Source organism: Corynebacterium lowii, assembly GCF_001412085.1.
Lineage (GTDB): Bacteria > Actinomycetota > Actinomycetes > Mycobacteriales > Mycobacteriaceae > Corynebacterium > Corynebacterium lowii.
This window is the reverse complement of record NZ_LKEV01000005.1, coordinates 81,369-106,899: the sequence shown is the minus strand read 5'-3', so window position 1 is coordinate 106,899 and position 25,531 is coordinate 81,369. Positions and strand designations below refer to the sequence as shown.

The following is a 25,531-nucleotide window of genomic DNA, read 5'->3' as shown; positions in this document are numbered from 1 at the left end:
CTTTACTGAATACGGGCCAGGGCGGTGCCGCGTTCCACGGCCTCACCCGGAGTGGTCAATAGGTGAATGGTACCGGAGCGCGGGGCCGTCACGTTGGATTCCATTTTCATGGCCTCCACGGTGGCCACGGCCTGACCCTCGCTCACTTCCTCGCCTTCCTCTACTTTCCACGCCACCAGCGTGCCGGTATAGGGGCAGGCCACATCGCCCTCACCAGCCGCAGAGCTTGCCGACGCCCCGCTGCCCCCAGCAGCACCAGCGGTACCGGAAGCAGCGGGCGGCGTCGATAAGCTCAGCAGGGAGGAGGGCAGCCCCACGGTGTGCAGGCGGCCGTCGATCTCAATGCTCACGGTGGTGCGCTCGGTGTAGGCCTCTTCAATGGCCTCGGGGGATTCGCCCAGGGTGGGGGTGTATTCTTTATCCACCCAGTCGGTATAAATGCCCAGGTGATCCCCGGTGAGCGCGGGGTGATTCACGATCTCGCGGTGGAAGGGCAACACCGTGCGCACCCCCTCGATGCGGAACTCGCGCAGGGCGCGCCGGGCGCGGGCGAGGGCTACCTCGCGGGTGGGGCCCCACACGATGAGCTTGGCCAGGAGGGAATCGTAGACGCCCGGAATGGTGGAACCCGCGCGCACTCCGGCGTCCACGCGGATACCGGGGCCAAGGGGTGCCTCAAAGGTAGTGACGGTGCCGGGGCAGGGCACGAAACCGTGGGCGACGTCCTCGGCGTTGATGCGGAACTCAAAGGCGTGGCCCTCGGAGGTGGGATCGCCCTGGAAAGAAAGGGGTTGGCCTGCGGCGATGCGGAATTGCTCGGCAATGATGTCTATTCCCGTGACGGCCTCGGTGACGGGGTGTTCCACCTGCACACGGGTATTGACCTCTAGGAAGGAGACGGTGCCGTCCTCGGAGACGATGTATTCCACAGTGCCCGCCCCCACGTAGCCCGCCTTGCGGCAGACCTCGCGCGCGCCCTCCACGATTGCCTCGCGCTGCTTATCGCTGAGGAAAGGCGCAGGTGCCTCCTCCACGAGCTTTTGGAAGCGGCGCTGGGTGGAGCAATCGCGGGTGCCCAGCACGGCCACGTTGCCGTGCTGATCGGCCAGCACCTGAGCCTCCACGTGGCGGGGTTTGGTGAGGAACTTTTCTACGAAGCACTCGGGGCGGCCAAAGGCCTCCTTGGCCTCGCGCCCGGCAGACTCAAAGGCATCCTCAATTTCGTTCATCTGGGATACCACCTTGAGCCCGCGCCCACCGCCGCCAAAGGCGGCCTTAATGGCAATGGGCAGACCGTGTTCCTCGGCAAAGTCGCGGGCCTGCTCCCAGGTATCCACGGGGTCGGAGGTGCCGGGGGCCAGGGGAGCGCCCACCGATTCCGCGATGCGGCGGGCGGAGACCTTATCACCCAGGGAGTCGATGGTCTCCGGGTTGGGGCCAATCCAGGTGAGCCCCGCAGCGATGGCGTCGCGAGCAAAAGAGGAGTTCTCAGAGAGGAAGCCGTAGCCGGGGTGAATACAGTCCGCGCCTGCGCGCAGGGCGATCTCTAGGATGGCCGGGGCGTTGAGGTAGGTCTCTGCGGGCGAGGTGCCGGGTAGCCGGTAGGCCTCGTCGGCGGCCAATGCGTGAGGTGCCTCGGCGTCCACGTCGGAGTACACCGCGATGGAACGCATGCCGAGGTCTGCTGCCACGCGAGCGATCCGCACGGCGATCTCGCCGCGATTGGCAATGAGGACGGTAGATAGGCTCATCAGTTTTGTTCTCCTTAAAGCGGTTGGTATTCCTCAAAACGCACCTTGGCCCCCGCGGGCAGTTGTGCGGCAATATCAAGATCTTCGGGTATGACGGTGGCGATCACGGGGTAGCCGCCGGTCACGGGGTGATCGCGCAGAAATACCACCGGGGTTCCCTGCGGGGGCACCTGGATACATCCCGCCACCATGCCCTCGCTGGGCAGTTCTTTTGTGGCTCCCTCGGTGGTTCGTTGAAGCGACTCGCCGGAAAGACGCAGGCCCACGCGGTTGGAGTTTGGGGTGAGCGTCCATTCCTGCTCGGTGAGTGCGGCGATCCCATCCTGGAACCACTCGTGGCGCGGCCCGGCCACGCAGCGCAGCACGGCCACCTTTCCGGGGGCCACCCGCAGGGGATTAGCCACGCTGATGGCGGCGGCAGTGCCCCCGGCGGGGTGAGCACGCAGCAGTTCTCCAGATTCAAGGGGAGCGGGCCCCAGCCCAGAAAGGACGTCGGCGGAGCGCGAACCCAATACCTGCGGTGCGGCCAGCCCGCCACGCACCGCGAGGTAGGAACGCTGCCCCGTCGTGGCGGGACCGATGCTGAGGGAGGAACCGGCGGTGAGCAGGGTTGGCGTTCCCAGAACAAGGGGGCGATCATTAACCAGCACCTCGGCTTGGGCTCCGGTGACGGCCACGGTGGCGTCGATCAGCGCGGTGATGCGCAACCCACCGATATTTTCTATGAGGGCGGCGTCGGGGGTATTGCCCACCGCGCTATTGGCGGCATAGGCGCTGGCGCGATCGGCAGCCCCGGAGCCGGTCACGCCCATATCGCCGTGCCCGCGGCGGCCTCGGTCCTCGATGAGGCTGAGCAGGCCGGGGTCCTCCACGCGCAGGGTGGGTAGGCTGATCCCCTCGATGGGCGGTTGCTGCGCCGGGGAAGATACCTCGATGGACTCGCGCACCGCGCGGTAGCGCACGGTATCTCCGGGGCGGATTGCCGCAGGAGGGGAGGCAGTGGAATCCCACATGGGGGTGGGGGAGTGCCCCAACAGGCGCCATCCCCCCGGTGAGGTGCGGGGGTAAACCGCGGAAAAGGAATCGGCCAGCCCCACCGCTCCGTGGGGAACCTGGGTGCGCGGGCTGCTCAGACGCGGCACGCGCAGCGCCTGGGCGGGGTCGCTGGGCGTGCAATAGGTAAAGCCGGGGGCGAAGCCGCCAAAGGCCGCCGTCCAGGAGGTGCCGGTATGCCACGAAATCAGTTCCTCGGTGGACATATCCAGAAGTTCGGCGGTCTCGGCAAGATCGGGGCCATCGTAGATCACCTCTACCTCTACCTCCCTGGGGCTGCTATCCGAGGATTCCGCGGGCTCCACCGTGGCCAGCATCGAGGCGGCGCGCTCGGCGTGGCGCGGCGAATCCGTGACCACCAGAACCGTGGCGGCCGCGGCGATGAGTTCTACTTGGCCGGGAACCGGGTGCGCGGAAAGGTGGGCGTGCCAGCGCAGGGCAAGGCCCAGATCGCCCACCTCCAAGAGGAGCGCGCGGGTGCCCATGCGGCGAATCGTGGTGTTCATGGTGTGCTTTCCCCTACGCGACGCTGCGGATAGCGATACCCTCGGAGCGCAGCTTTGCGACGATCGCGCGCGTCATCTCCACGGCACCGGGGGAGTCCCCGTGCACGCACACCGATTGAGCATCGACGGAAATGGTGCTGCCATCGACGGCCGTGACGCTGCCCGTGGCAGCCACCTGGAGCACGCGGGCTACCACCTCTTCCGTGGAATGGAGAACCGCGCCGGGTTCGCGGCGGCTTACCAGGGTGCCATCGGGGTTGTATCCACGATCGGCAAAGGCCTCGCGGATAACCGTCATGCCGCGCTGCTCAGCGAGGTCCACGGCTACGCCTCCGGGCAGCAGCATGACGGGGAGATCGCCAAAGGCGCGCACCCCATCGAGTACCGCCTGGGCTTGGCCCTGGTGGTGAGCGATGGCGTTATAGAGAGCGCCATGAGGCTTGACGTAGGAGACCTTCGTTCCGTGGGCCGCGGCGAGGGCGGAGAGCGCACCGATCTGGTAAAGCACCTCGTCTGCGAGTTCGGCCGGGGCGTAGTCGATGAAGCGGCGCCCGAATCCGGGGGCGTCGTTATAGCCCACGTGCGCCCCGATGGTGACGTTTTCCTGACCTGCCTGAGCTACCGTGGCGGCGATGGTGTGGGGGTCTCCGGCGTGAAAACCACAGGCGACGTTGGCGCTAGAGACGAGGGAGAGCATGGCGGCATCATCGGCCACCGGGTTTCCCGCCGTGGTCTCTCCGAGGTCGGCGTTGAGGTCGATGCTGAGCATAGGCGAATCCTTCCCTGATTGTTCAACAATCCTTGGCGGTTCCCCGAGTCTAGCGCCGAGATGCGCTTTTGTGAAGGTGGTCATATATTAGAAGCGGATGTGTCAGGTATTTCCTGGAATTAAATGCAAGATACACGCTTGATATGGCAAGCAAGGCTCGATACCTATAGAGTCTGTGTAGTAACGGGATGAAAGGGGTTGTAAGGATGAAGCAACGTTATGCGGTAAAGGGACTGGCCTGCGCGATCGCGTTGGCCGCCGGAATGAGCGGCACTGCCGTGGCCGTGGCGGAGGAAGGTTCCGCTCAAACGGTTAACCAGGCGAGCGACCAGAGCAGCCTGGCCACCTTGGCTAAGGAAATCTTTGAGCTCACGAACGTTGAGCGCGAAGAACGAGGAATTGACGCCCTGAAGTACGATTCCTCCCTGGGCTTTAGCGCTCAGCAGTGGGCCGAGACCATGCGTGACAATGGCGCGGCAGGCCACGCCGATGACGCGGGCGTGGAGAACGTGGCATGGTTTGCCAGCGTTCCCAGCGCCGAGGAAGTTCTGAACGCATGGCTGGAAAACCTGGGCACCCGGGATAACCTGCTTGATCCCGAGCTGAGCAAGATCGGCATTGGCATCGCTCAGGCTGAGGACGGCTCCTACGTGGTGCAGCGCTTCGAGGACTAAGCCAACCACTGGCTTTTAAGCCGCAGGAGGTTCCCGCACACGGCTAGCTAGGCTGTGGAGGGGCCTCCTTTTTGTGTCGCATGCGTGGTTGCTCTCTCGCTGGTTCCGCGTGCCCAGGTGCCCAGCGCTCCCGCGCCTAGTAACCGCATGGTTAGTCACCACATGACTAGCTGCCGCTTACCCCGCCAAGGTTGTCTGCTTATTAACTGGCAGCTCGGCAAGCCGCTGTTCATGGAGCGGCGCCGTGGCCTGGGGAATATCCCATTGGCGCAGGTCGATCTGAAATTGGTGGCGGATAAACGTGATGGAATCCGCAATCCACCGCTGAGAGGAAGGCGTGGTGGGCAGGGAGCCTGCCACCCCAGGACGCTGCGGATGGGTGATCTTGTGGTGCTTGGAGCCGCGGTGAAGGGTGAAGCCGAAGTCGGCTAAAAGCCCAAAGAACGTATCCCTATCTCCCGGTATGGGGCGTAGCGGAGTGGAACTGGCGGGGTTTACCTCCCGCTTTTCTGAACCGCTACGGCACCTGCGTCGCGCGGTCCCACCATCGCTGCGGCGAGGTCGCTCCGGGGCGGGTGCCGCCTGCGTATCTTGCTGAACCTCAAGGAGGGTATCGCCGCCCTCATCATCGTTGTGAAGAGTGATCCGGTAGTCCTCGTAGTAGAGGATCGTTCGGTTACCATGCAGCACGCGGGTGGCCTTGGCGATGATTTCTCGGACTCGCTGGGGGTGTAATCCCAGGTTCTTGCACTGGATGGTAGCCAAGGGGGAGTAGCGCAGCACCGGCGTGGGAGCGGGTGTAGCTCCTCCTCGGAAGTAAGCGGCGAGGGCATCCTTGGCGTTTTCGAGCTCTTCTGCCGCGAGGGCGGGTTCCCCTTCCAGCGGGGCCTGTTCTTCCTCCAAACCCTGCGCTTCCTCCGCAGGCGGTGGGTCGAGGGATTCCTCCGCGGGAGCAGGTTCCGGTGAGGGCGATTCCTCTGGCTGCGATGCGGGAGAGAACCCCACCACGAGCCCGTAGAGCGCGGCGAGGAGGTTGGCGATGGCGAGCACCAGCACCACGGGGTGAGCGAGGAAAATGAGTGAGGCGGCCACGAGGAGAACGCTGAGCAGTGGCCATATAAAGCGAGGCATGGGCTTCCCTTTCTGGCAAATCCTTGGTTGGACAAAAATGATTGTGCCAAGGGGGTGGGACAGCCCAGGGGAATTATTCGAACATCCCTGCTGAGGTGGGGTTATTCGAGCACAATGCCGAGGTTGATACCGGGTAGTTCCCAGGCTCCGGGTTCCGCGGGAATCTCGGTGCATACAAAGGTACGGGCCTGCTCGGGCAGGGGGAGCAGCCAGCCTTCGTCGGGATCAAGGGTGGGGCTTTGCGTGCCAGCAAAGAGAACGGCGGGCCGGTTTTCTCCGCACACCAGGCGCAGCCCAATCCCGGCTTCTAAGGCAGAGCGCAGCGGTGCCAGGGCCTCCGGGGCGGTGGTGAGCACCACCAGGTTTTCCGCCGTGTGCACGTGCAGGTGAGGTACTGTCTGTTCGCGCACCTGCTCAGGTAGGCGAGGCAGCGCCGAAGCCGCGGCGGAGCCAGACCTGCTGGAATGAGGCCCCGCAGAGCGAGCGCCAGGGAGGTCAAAAACGGGGAGGCGAAACCCGCGGAACCACGCCATGATTAATTGTCCGCCACCATCGGTTCCAGGGTGAACTCGGGGTGCTCGCGCTCCACGAAGGCCAGTTTCCACTTATCCCCAAAGAGGGCCACGAGTTCTCCATCGGTGCGGGTGAAGATCTCCACCCCGCGCTGGCGGCCCAGCCCCGGCGCGGACTGCGCGTCCGTGCGCCGGGCCACCTTGTAGGGCACCGGGTCGGCCTGCGTGTCCACCCCGTACTCGTTGAGCATGCGCGCCTGCATCACCTCGAACTGCATGGGGCCCACGGCGGCCATCACGGGGGCGGCGTCGCCTCGGGCGTCGTTGCGCAGGATCTGCACCACGCCCTCGGCGTTGAGCTGATCCAGGGCCTTGCGGAACTGCTTGTACTTGCCCAGGGACTTAGCACGCAGGGTGCGGAAGTGCTCGGGCGCGAACTGCGGCATGGGCGGGTACTGCACCTTGCGTCCGGCAAAGATCGTGTCGCCCGGGGCCAGGGCCCCCGCGTTGACCAGGCCCACGATGTCCCCGGGGTAGGCCGTCTCCACCGTGGCGCGGGTGCGGCCGAACACGGTGAGCGCGTACTTGGTGGAAAAGGCGCGCCCCGACTGCGCGTGGGTGACCTGCATGCCGCGCTCGAACTCCCCGGAGACCACGCGCATGAAGGCCAGGGTGTCCCGGTGGTTGCGGTCCATGCCCGCCTGCACCTTGAACACCACGCCGGAGAAGGCATCGTCCACGCCGCGTTCGCTGTCCATCGCGCTCGTGGACGCCGCCACGGCCGCCTCGTCCGCCGCGCGCGCGTGCGGGGCGGGGGCCAGGGCGCAGAGGGCGTCGAGGATCTGGTGCACGCCGAAGTTGAGCATGGCGGAGGCGAAGATGAGGGGAGAGGTCTCGCAGTTTTCAAAGAGATCCTGATCGTGCAGGGCGCCGTCGGCGGCCAGCAGCTCCGCCTCCTCCTGGGCGGTTTCCCACACCTCGCCCTCGCGCTGCGCGGCGGCCTCGGGGTCGAGGTGCTCCTCCGGGGCGATGCTCGCCCCGCCCGCGGTGCGGGTGAAGTGGATGTACTGGCTGACCTCCCCGGAGTTCTCCATGCGGGCCAGGCCGCGGAAGTCCCCGGCCTCACCCACGGGCCAGAAGAGCGGGGTGGGCTGCAGGCCGATCTCCGCGACGATCTCGTCCACCAGCTCCAGGGGGGAGCGGCCCACGCGGTCCCACTTGTTAATCACGGTGATAATCGGCAGGCCGCGCGCCTTGCACACGCGGAAGAGTTGGAGGGTCTGCGGCTCGAGGCCCTTGGCGGCGTCGATGAGCATCACGGCGGCGTCCACGGCCATGAGCACGCGGTAGGTGTCCTCGGAGAAGTCCGCGTGGCCGGGGGTGTCCACCAGGTTAATCATGTAGGGCTCACCGGTGTGCCCGTCCGGGGCGTACTCGAACTGCAAGGCGGAGGAGGCGATGGAGATGCCGCGATCTTTTTCCATCTCCATCCAGTCCGAGACGGTGGCCTTGCGGCCCGCCTTGCCGTGGACGGCACCGGCCTCCGCGATCATGTGCGCGTGCAGGGCCAGGGCCTCGGTGAGGGTGGACTTACCGGCGTCCGGGTGGGCGATGACGGCGAAGGTGCGGCGGCGGGAGGCTTCAGCGGCGGTGCTCATAGGATATTAGGGTACTTCAGGCCCTCGGGCGCGGAGGACTCGGAGCCGGGCTGCGCGCTCTCTTTTATCGACGCATCTATAAAATCTGGTAGAAATACTCCCATGAAGATCGGCATCATCGTGGGTTCCATCCGCCAGGGGCGCCTGGGCGAGCAGATCGGGCAGTGGGTCGCTCGTGCGGGAGGGCAGCGCGCGGCCTCGGGCGCGTGCGAGTACGCCCTGATCGACCTGAAGGACTTTGACCTCCCCCTCTATGCCTCCGAGGTGTTGCCCACCGCCGCCAACAAGTGCTACGAGGACCCGCGCGTGCAGGAGTGGTCGCGGGCCATCAACGCCTGCGACGCCTTCGTGTTCATCACCCCCGAGTACAACCGCTCCGTGCCCGGTGCGATGAAGAACGCCGTGGACTGCCTGGGCTCGGAGTGGCAGGGCAAGCCCTTGGGTTTTGTGGGCTACAGCGCCTCCGGCGGCATCCGGGCAGTGGAGCACTGGCGAGCCATCATGGCCAACTTCGAGTGCCCCATGCTGCGCGCGCAGCTTTCCCTGAGCATTTTCGACGACGTCCAGGACGGCGTATTTAGCCCGGGCGAGCGCCAGGCCGCCTCCTTGGACGCCCTGCTGGGCGAGCTGGAGCGCGCGGAGGCCTAAGGAGGGTCCGCCTCGCGCCTTAGCGTCGGTGGATCTCGTTTTGGGCGCGGGCCAGCCCCTGACCCACCACCAAGCGCGCTGCCTCGGCGGCGTTCTCGATCCCGGTGCGCAGCTCGGGGGTGTTCTCTAGGTTGCCCAGCACGTAGTCCACCACGGGGGTGCCCTTGGGCGGGCGCGAGATCCCCATGCGCACGCGCACGTAGTCGCGCGAGCCCAGCTCCGCACTGAGCGACTTCAACCCGTTGTGGCCGTTTTCCGCCCCGCCCTGGCGCAGCCGGACGGTGCCGGTGGGCAGGTCCAACTCGTCGTGCAGCACCACCACGCGCTCCGGCGGCAGCCCCAAGGCTTGGGCCAGCGGGGCCACAGCCTGCCCCGATTCGTTCATGTACGTCGTGGAGCGCAGGAGGGCCACCGGGACGGTGTCGATGCTCGCGCGGCAGGCGGTCACAGGCACGCCGGGGTAAGGCAGCAGGGGCGCGCCGCCGCGCAGGGCGTCAAGCGCCAGGTAGCCCACATTGTGCGGTGTGCGCTCGTAGCGCGCCCCGGGGTTGCCCAGGCCGATGATGAGCCATTGCACGCCGTGGAGGTCGGCCTCGGGGGTGGCCGAGGGGTGCAGGAGGTGCATGATTCGAGAAAAGAGTGCCACCGCCTCATTATGTCACATACCCTGTAGGGTTATGAGCATCCTTGACGCCCTTTCTACGCCCATCGTGGCGGCCCCGATGGCCGGAGGCCCCTCCACCCCGGCGCTGGCCTCGGCAGTGTCGCGCGCCGGGAGCCTGGGCTTTCTGGCCTCCGGGATGATCGATGCGGGGCGGCTGGCCTCGGACATGCGGGAGGCGGCGGGCACCCGATACGGGGTGAACCTCTTTTGCCCGCAGCAGCCTTACGAGGATCTCTCCGCCCTGGAGGGGCTGGTGGGGGACCTCGCGGGGTTCTTTGAAAACCACGGCCAGCCCGCCCCGGCGCTGCCCGCGGTGGACTACACGATGGGGTGGGACGCCAAGTTCGCCGCCGTGCTGGACGCCGTCCGGGAGGGTACCGGCCCGGCGGTGGTCAGTTGCACCTTCGGCGTGTTCTCCCCACACGAGGTCGATTGCCTGCACTCCTATGGAGTAGAGGCCTGGGTGACGGTGGCGAGCGAGCGCGACGCCGAGGCGGCCGCGCGTGCCAGGGCGGACGCCCTGGTGGTGCAGGGCCCGGAGGCGGGCGGCGGCGCGCGACCAGATGGGCAGGAGGAGCCGGACGCCCGCCCGCTGCGGGAGCTGGTGGCGGCGGTGGCCCGGGCGGTGGACCTGCCCCTGGTGACCGCAGGCGGCCTGTCTACCCCGAAGGCGGTGGCCGAGGCGCTGACCTGGCCGGGGGTGCGCGCGGCGTCCTGTGGCACGGCCTTTCTGCTGGCCCGGGAGGCCGGAACCTCGGTGGCCAACCGCGGCCTCCTGGAGCGCGGGGCGGCGGAGACGGTGTCCACGCGTGCCTTCTCCGGGCGCTATGCGCGGGGCCTGGCCACGGCCTTTACCCGCGAGCACCGGGAGATCCCGCCCGCCTATCCGCACCTGAACGCCCTGCTTAAGCCGCTGCGCTCCGACCCCGAGTGCGCCTATTGCCTCGCGGGGGAGGGCTACCGGGAGGCGAAACCTCTACCAGCAGCAGACATTATAAAACTACTCGGCAGCCTCACAGGAAACGCCCGGTAATCGGGGAGGGAGGCGCCCTAGCGGGGGGACGCGTTCCGTTGGTTTTCCCGAAAGGACCCTCCCGTGTTTCGTTTTCGCCCCTATCCCTCCGCCGAGGAACGCGGCCCCGCCGCAGACGGCCAGTTCCATCGCCTTGAGGACCGCTGCCTTGACCGCCAGAACGAGGGGCCGCAGGACCAGGGCCCGGCCTTTGAGCTCGGCACCGTGCTTAGCCGCCGCAGGCTGGGCCTCGGTGCCGGGGCCCTCGCCCTGGCGGCCTGCGCGCCGGGCTCCGAGTCCTCGCCGCAAACCAGCGCCGCAGCCACCGGGAACGCCGAGGCCGACGCGCCCGAGGAGATGAACACCAAGACCGCCGGACCCTACCCCGGCGACGGCTCCAACGGCCCCGACGTGCTGCACATCACCGGGGTGGAGCGCTCGGACATCCGCTCCTCCATTGGCGGCGGGGCCACCGCGGACGGCGTGCCGCTGAGCGTGCGGCTGAACCTCATCGACCTCTCCCAGAACAACGCCCCCTACGCGGGCGCGGCGGTGTACATCTGGCACTGCGACGCCGAGGGGCGCTACTCCATGTATGACGACGCCCTGCTGGAGGAAAACTACCTGCGCGGCATGCAGGTGGCGGACACCAACGGCACCGTGACCTTCCAGACCATCGTCCCCAGATGCTACGCCGGGCGCTGGCCGCACATCGACTTCGAGGTGTTCCCCGACTCCGCCTCCATCACGGACGTGAACAACAATATGCTTACCTCGCAGCTCGCGGTGCCCGAGGAGGTGGCCGATGCCTGCTACTCGGACTCCCGGTATGCGGGATCGTCGGAGAACTTCTCCCAGATCACCCTGGATACGGATAACGTGTTTCGCGACGGCTGGGACGATCAGGCGCCCGCCGTGAGCGGGTCCACGCAGGATGGTTACACCCTCACTATCGACATCGCCATCGACCCCACCACCGAGCATCAGATGAGCAACCCCGCGCCCATGCCGGGCCAGGGCGCCCCCGGTGGTCCTGGTGATACCGCCCCGCAGGGCCAGCCCCCGTCGGGCGCTAACCCGCCGAGCGGCCGCCCGCCGCAGCCCCCGCAGGGCTAGGCCACGCGACGCCGCCGGCTCAGGCCCCGCGCCCAGCAGAAGAACCTCGGTTTGCTCACCAGCAGCATGAACGCCACGGCGAGCCAGAACAAAACGGCGATCCACTCCCGGCCACCGATGTAGAGGGTGACCTCAAGCGCGTAGAGGGGGGCGAACACCAGGAACGTGCGGGTGACAAAGCGATCCGGACGGGTGGAAAACACGGTGCGCACCGCCCACAGCGTGGCGATCACCGCCGCCGCCATGAGCAGGCCACCGAGCGCGGGCGCGAGGGAGTAATACTGCTTATCCATGACCTCGCGCGCCGTTCCGAAGGAGGGCAGGGCGACCGCGATCAGCCAAGCGAGGTTGAACAGGCGGGCGAGGCGGGTGCGCATGCTTACTCCTTTTCGCGTTCGAGGCTCTTGGCCCAGGTGAGGAAGTAGTGATTCTCCACGATGGCCATCCATATGATGAGGGGCCAGATGAGCACGCTCAGCCATTCCCAGCTTCCGATTCTCGCCGCGGCCAGCAGCAGGTAGAGCGGCCAGAACACGGAAAAGGTGCGCGTGATAAAGACGTCGACGTGCGTGGTTTTCACGATACGCAGGCCCCAGACGACGGCTACGGCGGCGGCCAGCGCGGTGGCGACACCAAACAGGGCGGAAAACGGGTGGTAGCGCGCGCCGGTGCCGCCGAAGAGAGGAAAAGCCAGGACGAGGAGCCAGACGATCTTTGTGACGGTTGCCTTGGATACCCGCATTACTCCTCCGCGAAGATCGTGGTGTTGGCGATCTCACCCAGCCCCTCCACGCGCATCCGCACTGTATCGCCGTGGCGCAGGTAGCGCTTGAGGGAGCGCCTGTGGCCCACGCCCACCGGGGTGCCGGTGACGATCACGTCGCCCAGCTCCAGCGCATACAGGGCGCTGATGTATTCGATGAGCGCCTCCGGGGAAAGACCAGGTCGTCCGTGCGGTCCTCCTGCATGAGAGCGTCGTTGAGCCAGGTCTGCAGCGGCGCGCCGGGCCGGAAGGCGTCGCGGGTGGTCAGCCAGGGGCCAAAGCCGCTGGAGCGCTCCAGGGACTTCCCCTGGTGCCACTGCTGGGTGCGGTACTGATAGTCCCGCAGGGAGTAGTCGTTCATGATGGCGTACCCGGCGATGTGCTCTGCGGCGTCCTCGGCGGGCACGCGCCGTGCCCGCATGCCGATGACCACCGCCAGCTCGCCCTCGAAGTCCGCCGCATGCTGGGCCCAGGGCAGCAGCGGCACGTCGTAGGGGCCGGTCAGCGCCTCGGGGAACTTGATGAACAGCGTGGGGACGTCTGGGCGCTTATGGCCCATCTCCTCGATGTGGCAGGCGTAGTTTAGCCCCACGCACACGATCTTGCCCGGACGCGGGATCACGGGAGTGAGGTCCGCGGGCCGCACCGCGCGCCGCGGGCCCGTGGCCGTGCGGGCGATCTCCTCCCAGTGCTCCTGGCGCAGCAGGTGCCCCACGCTGGGGTAGTCCGCCAGGACGGTCCCGCCATCAGAGGATCGCAGTGTGGCCAGGCGCATAGGCCCCTAGGCTAGCAGCCTTTCCAGCTCGTCGGCGGCATCGGTGCAGAGGATCGGCAGGTGCTCCCGCTCCGCCCGGGAGAACGGCTTGAGCACAAAGGCCGCCGGGTCCATGCGCCCCGGCGGGCGGCCGATCCCGCAGCTTAGGCGCACGTAGTTCTTGGTGCCCAGGGCCTTGGTGATGGAGCGCAGCCCGTTGTGCCCGTGATCCCCGCCGCCGGGGCGGGACTTGATCCGGCCGAAGTCCAGGTCCAGCTCGTCGTGGATCACCACGATCCGGGGCGGCGGCACCTTGTAGAAGTCCGCGAGGGCCCGGACCGGCCCGCCGGAGAGGTTCATGAAGGAGCGCGGGCGGGCCAGGATGAGCCCGCCCACGGAGCACGCCTCCGTGTTGGTCTTGCGGTGCACGCCAAGCCGGGAGTCGGGGTGGCGGGAAAGTACCTCCTCAAGGACCATGAGGCCGAGGTTGTGGCGGGTGGGGGCGTAGCGCGCGCCGGGGTTGCCCAGGCCCACGACGAGGAAGGGAGGGGAGCTCATGGACATACAGGGTAACGCAGAATAAAAACAACGCCCCGGCGGGTATCCCGCCGGGGCGTTGGGTGGTGGAGGCGGATTACTCCGCGTCCTCCTCGGCCTCGGCGCCGGCCTCGGCGCCGCCCTCCTCGGCGGCCTCGGCGGCTTCCTCCAGCTCCTCGTCCACCTCGGGGTAGGTGATGGACACGATCACGGTGTCCTCCTCGGCGATGAGGGTGACGTCGTCCGGCAGGTCGAGCTCACCGGCGGTGATCTTGGTGTCCACCTCAAGGCCCTCGATGGAGACGGTGATTTCCTCGGGGATGTTGAGCACGTCGGCCTCGACCAGGAGCACGTCGGCGTCCTGGATGGACATGGTGCCCGCGGCGGGCTCGCCCTCGAGCACCACGGGAACCTCCACCTCGACCTTCTCGCCGCGCTTAATGGCCAGCAGGTCGATGTGGTCGATGTCCAGGGTGAGCACGTTCTGGTCCACGTTCTTCACCATGCTGAGGTACTTCTCGCCCTCGATGTCCATCTCCACGATGGCGTTCACGCCGTTGTTGCGCACCAGGGCCTGCATGTCCAGCAGCGGTGCGGAGAAGTGGACCACGCCGTCCAGCTCCGGGCCGTAGATCACGCCGGGGATCTGCCAGTCGCGGCGCAGGCGGCGGGCGGCACCTTTGCCAAACTCGGTACGGTTCTTGGCCTCAAGAGTAGGGTACTTAGCAGCCATGAGACTCTCCCATCATCGTTGTGTCAGTGAAAGGGAGCGGGCCGCAAAAACTGCGGCCGGCTCGCGTGCTCGCCGAGTCTCCGCAGGAAGAATCCGTGCTCTCAGAGTTACTCATGATCGCGTCGATAACGGCCCCGATGGGGCCCTCGCCGAGACCGAATAATGGTAGCACCGCGCGCCGGTGCGGGGCAAGGCCGAGGGCATCTGGTGTGGGGCCGGGAAGTTCACGGGGTCGGGCAAAGTTCGACGTGATGGAGGCGGTGTGCTGGGCCTTTTCCACCGCGTGGCCCAACCCGGGCGTCTGGGTCCTGGGCACGCTGCTGCTGGCGGTGTCCGTGTTCGCGGTGCTGGCGCTGTTGGGCCTGCCCCTGGTGGGCATCGAGTATGCCCTGGGGGTGGACCTGGCAGGGCTGATCCCCGAGGGCTGGGGCCTGGACTGGGGCTTTGGTCCGGAGATCGCTCTCATCCCGCTGCTGCTCACGCCGCCGCTGTGCTCCGGTGCGCTGGCCCAGGTGAGCCGCCCCTGAATCAGGTACCGGGACTTCTTCCGCGATACCCACTACTGGCGTGTGGTCATCATCTCCCTGGCCGCGGCGATGTTCTGGTGGGCGGTGGACTACCTGGTCAGCGCGGCCATGCCGCCGCGCTTCGAGGGGGTGGGGAATGACACGAGCTTCTGGTACCACCTCGGGGCGTTCGTGGGCGGACTGCTGGCGTTCTTCCTGACCATGCTCACGCACCTGTTCACGCTGGTGTGGGCCTGGTACGCGGCCGACGGCTACGGCTTTGGCCACGCCGTGGTGGAGGGCAGCACGGCGGTGTGGCACAACGCCATCCGCCTGATCCTGCTGTACGTAGTGGGATCGATCCTTGCCATGCTGGGGATCGTTCTGGCCCTGCTACTGGGCACCCTGATGATCCTCCCGGCCTCCCTGTTGATCGCCGCGCACCTATGCCGCCAGCCCAACGGCGGGGAGCTGCCCCGCGCGAACAGCGCGGCCCCTTCCTTGCGTGGCGCTCGGCTATGCCTGGCCCTCGAAGAGGTGCGTCACGGAGCCGTTCTCGAAGATCTCGTTGATGGTCTGCGCCAGCAGCGGGGCGATCGAGAGCACGGTGAGGTTGGACCAGGCCTCGGTGGACTGCGGCAGGGTGTCGGTGGTGATGACCTCCTCCGCGCCGCACTGGGAGAGGCGCTCGCGGGCGGGGTCGGAGAACACGCCGTGCGTGCAGGCGATCACCACGGAGCGCGCCCCGGCCTCCTTGAGGATGCCCACGGCCCCGGAGATGGTGCCGCCGGTATCGATCATGTCGTCGATGAGGATGCAGTCCTTGCCCTCCACGTCGCCCACCACGCGGTTGGCCACCACCTGGTTGGCCACGTCCAGGCTGCGCGTCTTGTGCACGAAGGCCATGGGGGCGTCGCCCAGCGTGTTGGCCCACTTCTCGGCGGTCTTGACGCGCCCAGCGTCCGGGGAGACCACGCAGAGATCGTCCAGGGAGTACTTGGAGGAGATGTAGTCCGTGAGGATCGGCATGGCGTGCATGTGGTCCACGGGGCCGTCGAAGAAGCCCTGAATCTGATCGGTGTGCAGGTCCACGGACACGATGCGATCCGCCCCGGCGGTGCGCAGCAGGTCGGCCACCAGGCGGGCGGAGATCGGCTCGCGGCCCCGGTGCTTCTTGTCCTGGCGGGCGTAGGGATAGAAGGGGAGGATCGCCGTGATGGTGCGGGCGGAGCCGCGCTTGAGGGCGTCGATCATGATGAGCTGCTCCATGAGCCACTTGTTCAGCGGCTGGGTGTGGGATTGCAGCACGTAGCAATCGGAGCCGCGCACGGACTCCTCAAAGCGCACGAAGATCTCGCCGTTGGCGAAATCCCTGGCGGTGGTGGGCGTCAGCTCGATGCCGAGCGCCTTGGCCACCTCCTCACCGAGTTCCGGGTGGGCACGCCCGGAAAACAGCATCATGTTCTTGTGGGTTTGCTTCCAGTGAGCAGCCATGGGATCTGCGTTAACCTTCCTGGTCGGCGCCGGACTGATCGGAGGCGGGCCGCGCGGCGCGCGCCCGCTGGGCGGCCCGGGCGGCCGGGGACCCCGGGCGCTTGCGTTCCACCCATCCCTCGATGTTGCGCTGGCGCCCGCCGGAGACCACCAACGCCCCCGCAGGGACATCTTCCTTAATTACTGTACCCGCCCCTGAGTACACGCCATCACCCACAGTCACCGGGGCGATGAACATGGTGTCGGAGCCGGTGCGCACGTGATCGCCCACCACCGTGTGGTGCTTGTTCACTCCGTCGTAGTTCACAAACACGCTCGACGCCCCGATGTTGGACTCCTCTCCGATGGTGGCGTCGCCCACGTAGGTCAGGTGCGGCACCTTGGAGCTGCGCCCGATGGTGGCGTTCTTCGTTTCCACGAAGCCCCCGAGCTTGCCGCCCTCGCCCAGCTCGGTGCCGGGCCGCAGGTAGGTGAAGGGGCCCACGGAGGAGCGCGGCCCGATGACCGAGGACAGCGCGTGGGTGCGCACCACGGAGGCACCCTCGCCCACGGTCACGTCCACCAGGGTGGTGTCCGGGCCCACCACGGTGCCGTCGGCAACGCTCGTGGCGCCGCGTAGCTGGGTTCCCGGCTCGATGGTGACGTCGCGCCCCAGGGTGACCGTGACGTCGATGCGGGTGCTGGCGGGGTCGGTGACGGTCACTCCGCCGCGCATGGCGGCCTCCACGGTGCGGCGGTTGAGCTCCTGGCCCGCGGCCGCGAGCTGTACACGGTCGTTGACGCCCGCCAGCTCGCGGGGGTCGTCGGCCAGGTGGGCGCGCACGGTGTGGCCCTCCTCGCGGGCGATACCCAGGACATCCGTGAGGTACAACTCGCCCTGGGCGTTATCGGAGTCCAGGTGGGCCAGCCCGTAGCGCAGCACGTCGGCGTCGAAGGCAAACACCCCGCAGTTGACCTCGCGGATGGCGCGCTCGGCATCCGAGGCGTCCTTCTGTTCCACGATGCTGGTCACCTGCCCCTCCTCGTTGCGCACGATGCGCCCGTAGCCGGTGGGGTCCTCCAGCTCGAGGGTCAGCACCGTCACGGAGGTAAGGGACTCGGTGTGCGCCTCCCGGAGCTTGCGCAGCGTCTCCGGGAGCAGCAGCGGGACGTCGCCGTTGGTGACGATCACCGTGCCCTTGAAGTCCGGGATGGCGTTCAGGGCACACTGCACGGCGTGCCCAGTGCCCTTCTGCTCCTCCTGCACCGCCTGCACCACGGGGCGGCCCAGCTCCTGGGCGATGGCCTCGGTGGCGGGGCTGACCTGCTCGCGCTGGTGGCCCACCACGGCCACCAGGTGCTCCGGCTCGATGGCCGCGGCGGCGTGCAGGCTGTGGGAGAGCAGGCTGCGGCCTCCGATGGCATGCAGGGTCTTTTGGGTGGCCGACTTCATGCGGGTGCCGGCGCCCGCAGCCAGGACGATGACGGCGCAGTCAGCGGTGGTTGCAACGGACACGAAAAGGGTACCTCCGACGGGGTTTGCGGAAACGCGGTAACCAGCACAGCATACCCCTTGGAGTGGGTGTCGGGGGTAGCCTGGGTGGCACGAACCGCACACGATTTAAGGAGACGGCGGTGGAGAGAAGAACGTTTCTGCGCGGCGCGGGTCTGAGCGCGCTCGCCCTGGCGGCGGCCCCGCTATTGCCCGCCTGCTCCGGCGGGCAACCCACCCCGCGCGGCTACTCCGGCCAGGCCCGCCCCCTGCCGATTCCCCCGTTGGCGGAGGGGGAGCTTATCGACGCTGTCCGAACCTTCCGCCTGGACGCCACGGCCGTGGACGCGCAGATCCTCCCCGACACCACCACCCCCGCCTGGGGCTTCAACGGCGCGCAGCTCGGCCCCACCCTGCGGCTGCGCCGCGGCGAGGACGTGCAGATGGAGGTGACCAACCGGCTCGACGAGACCACCACCATCCACTGGCACGGCATGAAGCTGCCCGCCAGCGCCGACGGCGGCCCGCACCAGCCCATCGCGCCGGGGCAGCAGTGGCGGCCGCGCTGGACGGTGGACCAGCCCGCCGCCACGCTGTGGTACCACCCGCACCCCCACGAGCGCACCGCCTTGCACGCCTACCGGGGACTGGCCGGGATGATCCTCGTGGAGGACGAGGCCTCCCGCGCCCTGCCGCTGCCCTCCGCATACGGGGTTGATGACATCCCCGTGGCGATCATGGACCAGAAGTTCCACGAGGACGGCCGCCTCGACGAGGAATCCGACCCCGACCTGGGTCTTAAAGGCGATACCCCCACCGTCAACGGCATCACCCACGCCTACTTCGATGTCACCGCCTCCGCGCTGCGCCTGCGGCTGCTCAACGCCGCCACCATGCGCTTTTACCGCCTGGGTTTCTCCGACGAGCGCCCCTTCCACGTGGTGGCCACCGACTCCGGCCTCCTGCCCGAGCCCATAGAGGCCACCGACCTACCGATCAGCCCCGGCGAGCGCGCCGAGATCGTGGTGAGCCTCAAACCGGGGGAGACGGTGACACTGGTCTCGCGGGCCTTCCCCGACAACCTCGGGGTGCCGCAGGACGAATACAGCCTGGACTTTGGCCTCCAGGACTCCTTCGACCTGTTGGAGATCCGGGCGGCGGAGAACCTCGCCCCCTCCCCGGAGCTGCCCGGAACCCTCAACCCCGAGGCCGCCCGCGAGGTAGCGGTAGCCGGGGCGATAGAGCGCGAGTTCGTGCTCAACACCTTCCAGATCAACGGGCAATCCATGGACATGGGTCGCGTGGACGTGACCATCGACCACGAGGGCCCGGAAATCTGGACGGTGACCAACGAGAACGCGGACTGGATACACAACTTCCACATCCACGATGCCGCCTTTCGGGTGCTCTCCCTCGACGGTACGGAGTCAGACGTGTTCACCTCCGGGTGGAAGGACACCGTGGCATTGCCGCCCGGTGCCACGGCGCGCCTGGCGGTGGAGTTTGGCTACTATCCCGATCCGCGCTGGGCCTATATGTATCACTGCCACATGCTCCTGCACGAGGACTCCGGCATGATGGGGCAGTTCATGATCGCCGGGCCGGGGGAGCAGGCGGCGCTGATGAGCGGGGAGGGGCATGGGTAGTGGAAACCTGCTGAATCAGCCGAAGACGCGGGAGCGGCTCGCGGACTTATACGCCGATGACGTCGTGGCGCTGGCGGTTCTGCAATACCTCTGGGGAATTCTTACTGATCAGGAAAAGGAATGAGGTGGTACACAACGGAGCTTACGGGGATACCTGGTATGGGCTTGACCTGGGCATGTGGGTGGCAGCCCAGCGGAGGCACTCCGTCCCGGAGCGGATGCTGGGTGTGGCAGAAGCGGAGATGTGCTGCCGGGGTAATCCTATTCGCCTCGAGGAGAGCATCGCCTGTTTGCGCGCGATGCACGGACGAAGGCGCGTGAGGCCGGGCTCGTAGCGCAGGAGGCAGCCCCTCAACCTTGGATGAGGTCAAGTGCAAAGGAGGCACGCCATATTGATGAGCTCGGTGTATCGTTTTACTGCTTCGGTGAAGCCTCGGGGGCATTCGAGTTAGCGCGTCGACGGAATAGCAAAACCGCAGCGATTCCGATGATAAAGACGGCCGCAGAGAGATAGATTGATTCACCAAACGCTCGTGATGACTCATGGGCTACGTAGTTTGCCGCACTAATACCCGCGAGGCGGTTTTGCAGCAGAGCGCCGGTGGCGGCGGAACCAATGACCGCGCCGAGCTGGCGGAAGGTGTTGTACACCCCGGAACCGATGCCGGAGTCAACATCGGGAACATCGCGCAGGAGCCAGGCCTCCAGGATGAGGCATATGTCCTGCGCACCATGCCGCTACGGAGCGTTTTCGGGAGGCGCGCGGCGCGGTGCGCTGGCGGTAGGCGCTCAGTGTGCACCACACGATCGAGGCGAGAGCCACACAGAACACCGGCCAGGAGAATACGGTCAGTTCCCGGGCGAACCACCGCGCCTCGGCGGGCATGGCGAGGCGCAGGAGGGGGAGAGTAGCACGCCGCTGATCCATCCGATTACCTGGATATACAGCGTTTCCGTGGCCGCGATGATCCTGCTGGTGCGGCGAGAGATGCCGGAGGAGACCAGCTTATTTAAGGAGACATACCGCTGCCGCGCGAGGAGCGAACTGGCGGTGGTGGCGGCGATGAGACAGGGTAGCGCCGCGAGGAGGGCGCAGACTAAAAGGAGTGCTTTAACTGCATTATCTAGGTCGAGGTCATTGATCTGGTACTGCGAGGCTGGCAGAGTGCGCGAGTGCCCAAAGCCGTGTGTTTTGGTTGCCCGCAGAGTAAACACCACTGAGGCATAAGCCGCTTCGGAAAGGTCCATGTCCTGCGGCTCCACGCCCACCCATGCCACCGGCTCGTCGGGGTAGCGCAGCCCCTCGTCGTTTACCGTGCCTACCGGTGTGCCGGGGAGCGTGACCTCCCCGCTGTCCAGGAGTTTGTGCAACCCGGGCGAGGCCACGTAGGTACCGGGCGTGGGAAGCCGTTCGACGCCGGGTGGCGGCGGAACCTCCGCTACGGGTGCGTTGCCGGGTGCGACGAAGAAGGTGGTGGCCTCGTTCCCGTCGGGGAGCGTGAGTCGGGAGGAGACCTCGGCGTAGGGCACGCTGTTCTCCGCGAGGAATTCGGTGCGCGGCAGGCGGGCCTCGGCGCGTTCGGCGCGGTCCGAGATCATCTGCGGTAGCGCGGAGGTGAGGCAGAGGAACAGCACCGCCACGGCGGTGGCGGCGATGACCGCCACGCGTCCGAGGGAGCGGGACCGCAGGCTGATGGTGGAGCCCAGGCGTATCGAGCGCCACGTCACGCCGGAGCTACGCGGCCTTCTCATGGAGTCTCCCTCCTCGGAGTTTCAGGCGGCGGTATGTCGTGCGGCTGACCTCCTCGTCGTGGGCGATCATGATGAGGCACGTTCCCCTGCGCTGCGTCTGTTCCAGCAGGGTGGCAAGCACTGACTCGGAGGTCGCGGGGTCGAGGGCTCCGGTGGGCTCGTCGGCGAGCAGCACGGTGGGCTCGATGGATAGGGCGCGTGATCGCCGCCCGCTGCGCCTGGCCGCCGGAGACCCGGGCGGGGCGTCGGTGCGCGGTGTCGCGGTCGGTGCCCACGCCCGCCAGCACGTCCAGCGCGTCTTGCCGCACCTTTGTGCGGGGTTCTCCCCGGACGTAGCGGGGCAGCATGACGTTTTCCACCAGGCTGAGCTCCGGAACCAGCTCGGAGAACTGGAACGCGTAGCCGATCTCGGACAGGCGCAGGGCGTCGTGCTCCCCGGTGGAGAGCCCGGAGAGGCTGTGACCGTTGACGTACACGCTGCCCTCCTCCGGGGTGAGCAGTCCGGCGAGCGTGTGCACAGCGTCGTCTTGCCCTCACCGCTGAGTCCCACGATGGAGACGCTTTCCCCGGCGGAGGCGGAGAAGCTGAGGAGGGAGAGGAGGGCTGTGACGTCGAGGCGGGCGGTCACCTCACGGGCCTCCACGGCGGGGTTCGTGGGTTCTGGCATAGGAAAAAGAGGGTCGTGGTTGTCTCGTTGGCTCCCTCTCACGCTAGCAACAAAGCGCGCCCGTTAACGCTCGTCCACCACCCGCTTCAGCTTCCCGCTCGAGGCGGTGCGCTCCATCTCGCTCGTCGGCACGGCCTCCGCCTCAAAGCTCAGCAGCGCCTCCTCCACCGAGAGCCCGAGGTAGGGCACGGCCTCGATCAGCGCCTCGCGCGCGGCGTTCGCTTCCAGGTGCGGCGCGGCGTCGGCATCCAACAGCACGCGGACGTGCTCGCGGTCGCCGCACCACTCCACGCGCACCTGCGTGTCCCCGGCGTAGCCGCAGCGCTCGGCCAGGACGTCGGCAAAGTTCTGGTAGTGGAAGGAGCGGCTGCCCACCCGGAACACGTCGCCGTAGCGGCCCAACAGTTCCAGGCGCGGCACCAGGCTGCCACAGGCGCACCGCCCCGGCACCCGGCGGCCGAGGTCCCCGATCTCGTAGCGTTCGAGGCGCTGCTCGGCGCGCACGCGGGAGCTAAACACCAGGCGGCCCACCTCCCCGTCGGGCACGGGGTGGTCCTCGTTCGTGTCCAGTACCTCGAGGTCCAGCAGTGTGGCGTGCAGGTGGTGGACGGAGCCGGTGCAGTGGGTGCACTGGTAGCCCAGGGGGCCGAGGTCGGTGCTGCCGTAGGTGGCGGAGCGGATCACCTTGATGCCGTACTCCTCCTTGAGGGCGGCCACCTGCGCGGGCTGGAAGTGCTCGCCGCCGTAGTAGACCTCCCGGATCCCGCCGTACCGGAGTAGTTCCTCGCGCCGCTCGCGCAGCAGCCGCCACAGGTGCGAGGGCATGCCGAACAGGGCGGTGGCCCGGTGGCGGATCGTCAGCCGCGCGATGAGCGCGTAGTCCGGGTGGGTGGACACGGAGATGGGGAGCTGCTGCGCGCCGAGGTATTCCAGGGAGGTGAAAAAGCTTAAGAAACCCCCGTACATGTTGCCGCCCACGAAGAGGTTGGCCACCCGCTGCTGGGAGGGATCGAAGCCCGCCGCGAGCAGCCCCTCCGCCACGGCGCGCATCTGTTCGTTGTAGTCGCGGTAGGTAAACAGGGAGAGCGCCGGGGCACCCGAGCTGCCGCCGGACTGGAAGTACAGTTGCGCGGCGCTCGGCGGCAGGCCGGCCAGGGCGCGCTGCACCTCGGGCTTGCCGATCGTCGGGGAGTGGGCGGGAGGGAGGCTTATCGACGCCCCCAGGAGGTCGTCGGGGGAGGCCACGGTGCGGTACTCCTCCTCGGTGCGCCGCACGGAGACCCGGCGGGAGTAGCGCTGAAGGGGGTAGAGGCCGTCGTGCGGTTCGGTGGGGTAGCCCTCGATCATGGTGCCGCAGGAGGTGACGCGGGTGACCCCGGCGGCGATGAGGCGGCGGGAGGCGGCGGCGACCTCCGCCGGGGTTCCGGCCACGGCGGCGGTCTGCAGGTAGCGGCGCATGGGCCGCAGGATCTCCCCGATGCGCCGGTGCGGCAGCGGCTTGACCCACACGCTGCGGTACAGCGGGGAGGCGGCCAGCTCGGGGCGGCGATCCGCCATGACCCGCCACCCGCCCGCAGGGTCGGCAAGCACCTCGGTGTGGCCGAGGTGGGTCTCCAGCTCGGCTATGCGCTGCACGGTGGTGATCTCCGCGCGCTCGGCCTCCGAGGGCTGCATGGCAGCGGGGTCGGCCTGGCGCAGGCGGCGGGTCAGACGGGCGGCCAGCGCCGTGACCTCCTGGAAGCTGTGGGTGTCCAGGTACACCACCTGCGGGCTGGAGCAGGCCTGCTGCTCCAGGCGGCAGACGTCCGCCGCGAGGGCGTCCAGCACGGCGTCGTCCCGCGCGGCCTCGGGGGAGAGGTAGGCCAGGGAGATGCGGTGCCCCCAGGCCACCACCCGGCAGCCCTCGGGGGCCAGGCGGCTAAAGGCGGCCACCGCCTCCTCACCGCCCCACACTGCGATGGCGTCCGCGTGGCGGCACAGCGCCTCCTGCCAGTCGCGCCGATCCGAGGGAAAGGAGACCACGATGATCTTCCGGGCGAGCGCCCCGGTGGGGTCGGCCCGGCACAGCGCGGAGAGGATCTCCACCGTGGCCCGGTGACACCCGCTGGCCGTCTTGAGCACGTTGAGGTTGCCGGTGAGCAGCCCCTCCACCACGCTGAGCGCCCCCACCACCGGAGCGTTGCCCGGCGCGATGTGCACCAGCAGGCCCACCGGGGCCCAGGCCTCGTAGATCGCGCGGTGGGCGTCCGGGCGCCGCAGGCGGGCGGGGTCCAGGCGATCCCCCAGCTCGCCTAAGAGCCGATCCTCCAGCGTGCGGCGCGAGAGCGCCAGGGTGAGGGCCTCCACGGCGGCGGGGTCGAGGAAGCCCAGCCGGGCGCGCAGCGGGGAGTCCGGCCTTCGGAGGTCCTCGCTCACCAGCGCGCAGGCGTGGAGCACCACGCGGGCGGGCAGCGGGGAGTCCAGCTCCTGGTGGGTGAGGGCGTCGAGGGATTCCAGCCGGGAGAGGGCCTCGGAACTATCGACGGCCCGGCCTTGCCACAGGTGTTTCATGCGTGTCCTTTCAGCAGTTCGGCGGCGGCGATGGCGCAGCTTCGGTTGCGGCTGACCCCGGCGCGGCCGTGGAGGATGATCCAGTCGGTGGCGGCCCCGCAGCCGCATTCGTGGGCGGGGTGGACGGTGGCCACGTCCCCCATGAGCACGCTGTGGGCGGGCACGGAGGTGATGTAGGGGCTGGTGAGGTGGAGGAAGCCGCGCTGCCCATAGTCCAGGGCCGCAAGCGTGGCTAGGTCGCGGGCGGCGGCGCGCGACCAGATGGGCAGGTGGAGCCGGTGGTGGGCGCACTCCACCACGGGCACGCAGTGCTCCACGGAGCCGAAGCTATCTCGGATGCGGGCGGGCGGGATATCCAGCAGGTCGGAGACCATGCCTCGGAGCTGTTCTTTGGGTATCTCCCGGTCCGCATGGTTCTTCCAGCCGCCGCCCAGGAACACCAGGGAGTCCGGGTGCAGCTCCACGGGCGGGCGGCCGAGGTCGCGCATGCGGCGCAGGGTGGCGGCGAGGAAGGCGGGGAAGCCAAAGATACGCAGAGGGAGGGCGTCTGCCGCAGCGCGTTCGATGGCGGCGAGGGCGCCGAAGGGATCGAACTCGTGGGCCGGGCCCGCCCCGGCGCCGGTGTGGCGCAGGGCGTGGGTGACGCGGCGGGCGGGGGCGAAGTCGCACAGGTAGTTGTTGGTAAAGGAAGTGCCCGCCCGCAGGCGCGGCGCGGGCTCGTAGCTAAAGAGCAGGTAGTCCACGAGGGCGTGCGGGGCGTACCAGCCGTAGTGGTCAAAGATGTAGGCCACCATGCGCTGGGCCGCGCCGATGGACCAGGCATCGAAGAACATCTGGGACTTCTGCCCGCTGGTGCCCGAGGAGGTCAGCCTGAGGGCGACCTGCTCGCGGGGGACGGAAAGGACCTCGTGGCGCTTGAAAAAGGCGGCCGGGATCAGGGGCGGATCCGCGCCGGGGGAGGGGTCCGCCTCGGCGTGCAGCAGCCGGTCCCAGAAGGGGCTGTGGGTGCGGTGCCAGGCGTTGATCTCCGCCATGGCGAGGTCAAAGAGGCTGTCGGTGTCCCGTCCTGCGGCGTAGGGGTGGCGCAGGTCGCATAGCCTCTGCACGTGGGGCAGGGCGGCGGGGTCGGGCACGGCGAGCGGGAGATCGTGGGGGAGACCCATG

Annotated in this window: 23 protein-coding genes and 1 pseudogene; 6 read left to right on the top strand and 18 right to left on the bottom strand. The window is 67.9% G+C overall.

Annotation, left to right across the window (positions count from 1 at the left end; translation table 11 throughout):
• Positions 1-2 precede the first annotated feature (2 nt).
• Genes Clow_RS08220 through Clow_RS08210 form a run of 3 tightly spaced genes read right to left on the bottom strand, consistent with a single transcriptional unit; the run spans position 3 to position 4,079 of the window.
• Complete coding sequence (locus tag Clow_RS08220) at positions 3-1,751, bottom strand: acetyl/propionyl/methylcrotonyl-CoA carboxylase subunit alpha (RefSeq protein WP_055178303.1); 1,749 nt, start codon at positions 1,749-1,751, stop codon at positions 3-5.
• A gap of 14 nt (positions 1,752-1,765) precedes the next feature.
• Positions 1,766-3,310: a 5-oxoprolinase subunit B/C family protein gene (locus tag Clow_RS08215; protein ID WP_082418610.1), complete on the bottom strand. Its 1,545-nt coding sequence runs from the start codon at positions 3,308-3,310 to the stop codon at positions 1,766-1,768.
• 13 nt (positions 3,311-3,323) lie between these two features.
• Positions 3,324-4,079 (bottom strand): LamB/YcsF family protein, encoded by a 756-nt coding sequence (locus Clow_RS08210; protein WP_055178302.1) that lies wholly within the window; start codon positions 4,077-4,079, stop codon positions 3,324-3,326.
• A gap of 206 nt (positions 4,080-4,285) precedes the next feature.
• On the opposite strand from Clow_RS08210, the gene Clow_RS08205 reads away from it, so the two are divergent.
• Positions 4,286-4,753, top strand: coding sequence for a CAP domain-containing protein (locus Clow_RS08205; RefSeq protein ID WP_055178301.1), 468 nt, complete (start codon positions 4,286-4,288; stop codon positions 4,751-4,753).
• A 177-nt stretch (positions 4,754-4,930) separates the two neighbouring features.
• On the opposite strand, the gene Clow_RS08200 is transcribed toward Clow_RS08205, so the two are convergent.
• From Clow_RS08200 to Clow_RS08190, 3 genes are all read right to left on the bottom strand, one after another.
• The gene (locus Clow_RS08200) at positions 4,931-5,884 is read right to left on the bottom strand and encodes a hypothetical protein (protein WP_055178300.1); all 954 of its coding nucleotides are present in this window, start codon (positions 5,882-5,884) and stop codon (positions 4,931-4,933) included.
• Positions 5,885-5,985: 101 nt separating this feature from the next.
• Positions 5,986-6,417 carry a hypothetical protein gene (locus Clow_RS11815; RefSeq protein ID WP_156334802.1) on the bottom strand — a complete coding sequence of 144 codons (432 nt, stop codon included), beginning with the start codon at positions 6,415-6,417 and terminating at the stop codon, positions 5,986-5,988.
• A gap of 2 nt (positions 6,418-6,419) precedes the next feature.
• Positions 6,420-8,054: a peptide chain release factor 3 gene (locus Clow_RS08190; protein ID WP_055178298.1), complete on the bottom strand. Its 1,635-nt coding sequence runs from the start codon at positions 8,052-8,054 to the stop codon at positions 6,420-6,422.
• Positions 8,055-8,156: 102 nt separating this feature from the next.
• On the opposite strand from Clow_RS08190, the gene Clow_RS08185 reads away from it, so the two are divergent.
• Positions 8,157-8,702: an NADPH-dependent FMN reductase gene (locus Clow_RS08185; RefSeq protein ID WP_055178297.1), complete on the top strand. Its 546-nt coding sequence runs from the start codon at positions 8,157-8,159 to the stop codon at positions 8,700-8,702.
• A gap of 19 nt (positions 8,703-8,721) precedes the next feature.
• On the opposite strand, the gene pth (Clow_RS08180) is transcribed toward Clow_RS08185, so the two are convergent.
• A complete protein-coding gene (pth, locus tag Clow_RS08180; RefSeq protein ID WP_055178389.1) occupies positions 8,722-9,327 on the bottom strand; it encodes an aminoacyl-tRNA hydrolase in 606 nt (201 codons plus the stop codon).
• Between the two features lie 52 nt (positions 9,328-9,379).
• Between pth (Clow_RS08180) and Clow_RS08175 the strand changes: the two genes are divergently transcribed.
• Positions 9,380-10,399 (top strand): nitronate monooxygenase, encoded by a 1,020-nt coding sequence (locus Clow_RS08175; RefSeq protein ID WP_055178296.1) that lies wholly within the window; start codon positions 9,380-9,382, stop codon positions 10,397-10,399.
• 63 nt (positions 10,400-10,462) lie between these two features.
• On the top strand, positions 10,463-11,494 hold the full coding sequence (locus tag Clow_RS08170; protein WP_055178295.1) for a dioxygenase family protein: 1,032 nt from the start codon (positions 10,463-10,465) through the stop codon (positions 11,492-11,494).
• Here Clow_RS08170 and Clow_RS08165 read toward each other — a convergent pair.
• From Clow_RS08165 to Clow_RS08145, 5 genes and pseudogenes are all read right to left on the bottom strand, one after another.
• Positions 11,491-11,871, bottom strand: coding sequence for a hypothetical protein (locus Clow_RS08165; RefSeq protein WP_055178294.1), 381 nt, complete (start codon positions 11,869-11,871; stop codon positions 11,491-11,493). The two genes, Clow_RS08170 and Clow_RS08165, sit on opposite strands and share 4 nt — an antisense overlap.
• Positions 11,872-11,873: 2 nt before the next feature.
• Complete coding sequence (locus Clow_RS08160; protein WP_055178293.1) at positions 11,874-12,236, bottom strand: hypothetical protein; 363 nt, start codon at positions 12,234-12,236, stop codon at positions 11,874-11,876.
• A pseudogene (locus Clow_RS08155) lies at positions 12,236-13,032 on the bottom strand (fumarylacetoacetate hydrolase family protein). The gene Clow_RS08160 and the pseudogene Clow_RS08155 overlap by 1 nt, the downstream one beginning before the upstream one ends.
• 6 nt (positions 13,033-13,038) lie before the next feature.
• Positions 13,039-13,569, bottom strand: coding sequence for an aminoacyl-tRNA hydrolase (gene pth, locus Clow_RS08150; protein WP_055178388.1), 531 nt, complete (start codon positions 13,567-13,569; stop codon positions 13,039-13,041).
• Positions 13,570-13,645: 76 nt separating this feature from the next.
• Positions 13,646-14,281 (bottom strand): 50S ribosomal protein L25/general stress protein Ctc, encoded by a 636-nt coding sequence (locus Clow_RS08145; protein ID WP_055178292.1) that lies wholly within the window; start codon positions 14,279-14,281, stop codon positions 13,646-13,648.
• Positions 14,282-14,532: 251 nt separating this feature from the next.
• Between Clow_RS08145 and Clow_RS08140 the strand changes: the two genes are divergently transcribed.
• Positions 14,533-14,808 (top strand): hypothetical protein, encoded by a 276-nt coding sequence (locus Clow_RS08140; RefSeq protein ID WP_055178291.1) that lies wholly within the window; start codon positions 14,533-14,535, stop codon positions 14,806-14,808.
• A gap of 495 nt (positions 14,809-15,303) precedes the next feature.
• Here Clow_RS08140 and Clow_RS08135 read toward each other — a convergent pair whose 3' ends face one another.
• Positions 15,304-16,281 (bottom strand): ribose-phosphate diphosphokinase, encoded by a 978-nt coding sequence (locus Clow_RS08135; RefSeq protein ID WP_055178290.1) that lies wholly within the window; start codon positions 16,279-16,281, stop codon positions 15,304-15,306.
• A gap of 10 nt (positions 16,282-16,291) precedes the next feature.
• Entirely contained in the window at positions 16,292-17,776 is a 1,485-nt protein-coding gene (glmU, locus tag Clow_RS08130) for a bifunctional UDP-N-acetylglucosamine diphosphorylase/glucosamine-1-phosphate N-acetyltransferase GlmU (protein ID WP_055178289.1), read from the bottom strand.
• Positions 17,777-17,895: 119 nt separating this feature from the next.
• Here glmU and Clow_RS08125 point away from each other — a divergent pair, with 119 nt between their 5' ends.
• Entirely contained in the window at positions 17,896-19,398 is a 1,503-nt protein-coding gene (locus Clow_RS08125; RefSeq protein WP_055178288.1) for a multicopper oxidase family protein, read from the top strand.
• An 849-nt stretch (positions 19,399-20,247) separates the two neighbouring features.
• Here Clow_RS08125 and Clow_RS08115 read toward each other — a convergent pair.
• The 4 genes from Clow_RS08115 to Clow_RS08095 form a co-directional block, all read right to left on the bottom strand.
• Positions 20,248-21,150 (bottom strand): hypothetical protein, encoded by a 903-nt coding sequence (locus tag Clow_RS08115; RefSeq protein ID WP_156334798.1) that lies wholly within the window; start codon positions 21,148-21,150, stop codon positions 20,248-20,250.
• On the bottom strand, positions 21,147-21,668 hold the full coding sequence (locus Clow_RS12270) for an ATP-binding cassette domain-containing protein (protein ID WP_082418608.1): 522 nt from the start codon (positions 21,666-21,668) through the stop codon (positions 21,147-21,149). Before Clow_RS12270 ends, Clow_RS08115 begins: the two co-directional genes overlap by 4 nt.
• Before the next feature lie 212 nt (positions 21,669-21,880).
• Entirely contained in the window at positions 21,881-24,367 is a 2,487-nt protein-coding gene (locus Clow_RS08100) for an aldehyde dehydrogenase family protein (RefSeq protein ID WP_055178283.1), read from the bottom strand.
• Positions 24,364-25,530: a LuxE/PaaK family acyltransferase gene (locus Clow_RS08095; RefSeq protein WP_055178282.1), complete on the bottom strand. Its 1,167-nt coding sequence runs from the start codon at positions 25,528-25,530 to the stop codon at positions 24,364-24,366. Before Clow_RS08095 ends, Clow_RS08100 begins: the two co-directional genes overlap by 4 nt.
• Between the last annotated feature and the right edge of the window lies 1 nt (position 25,531).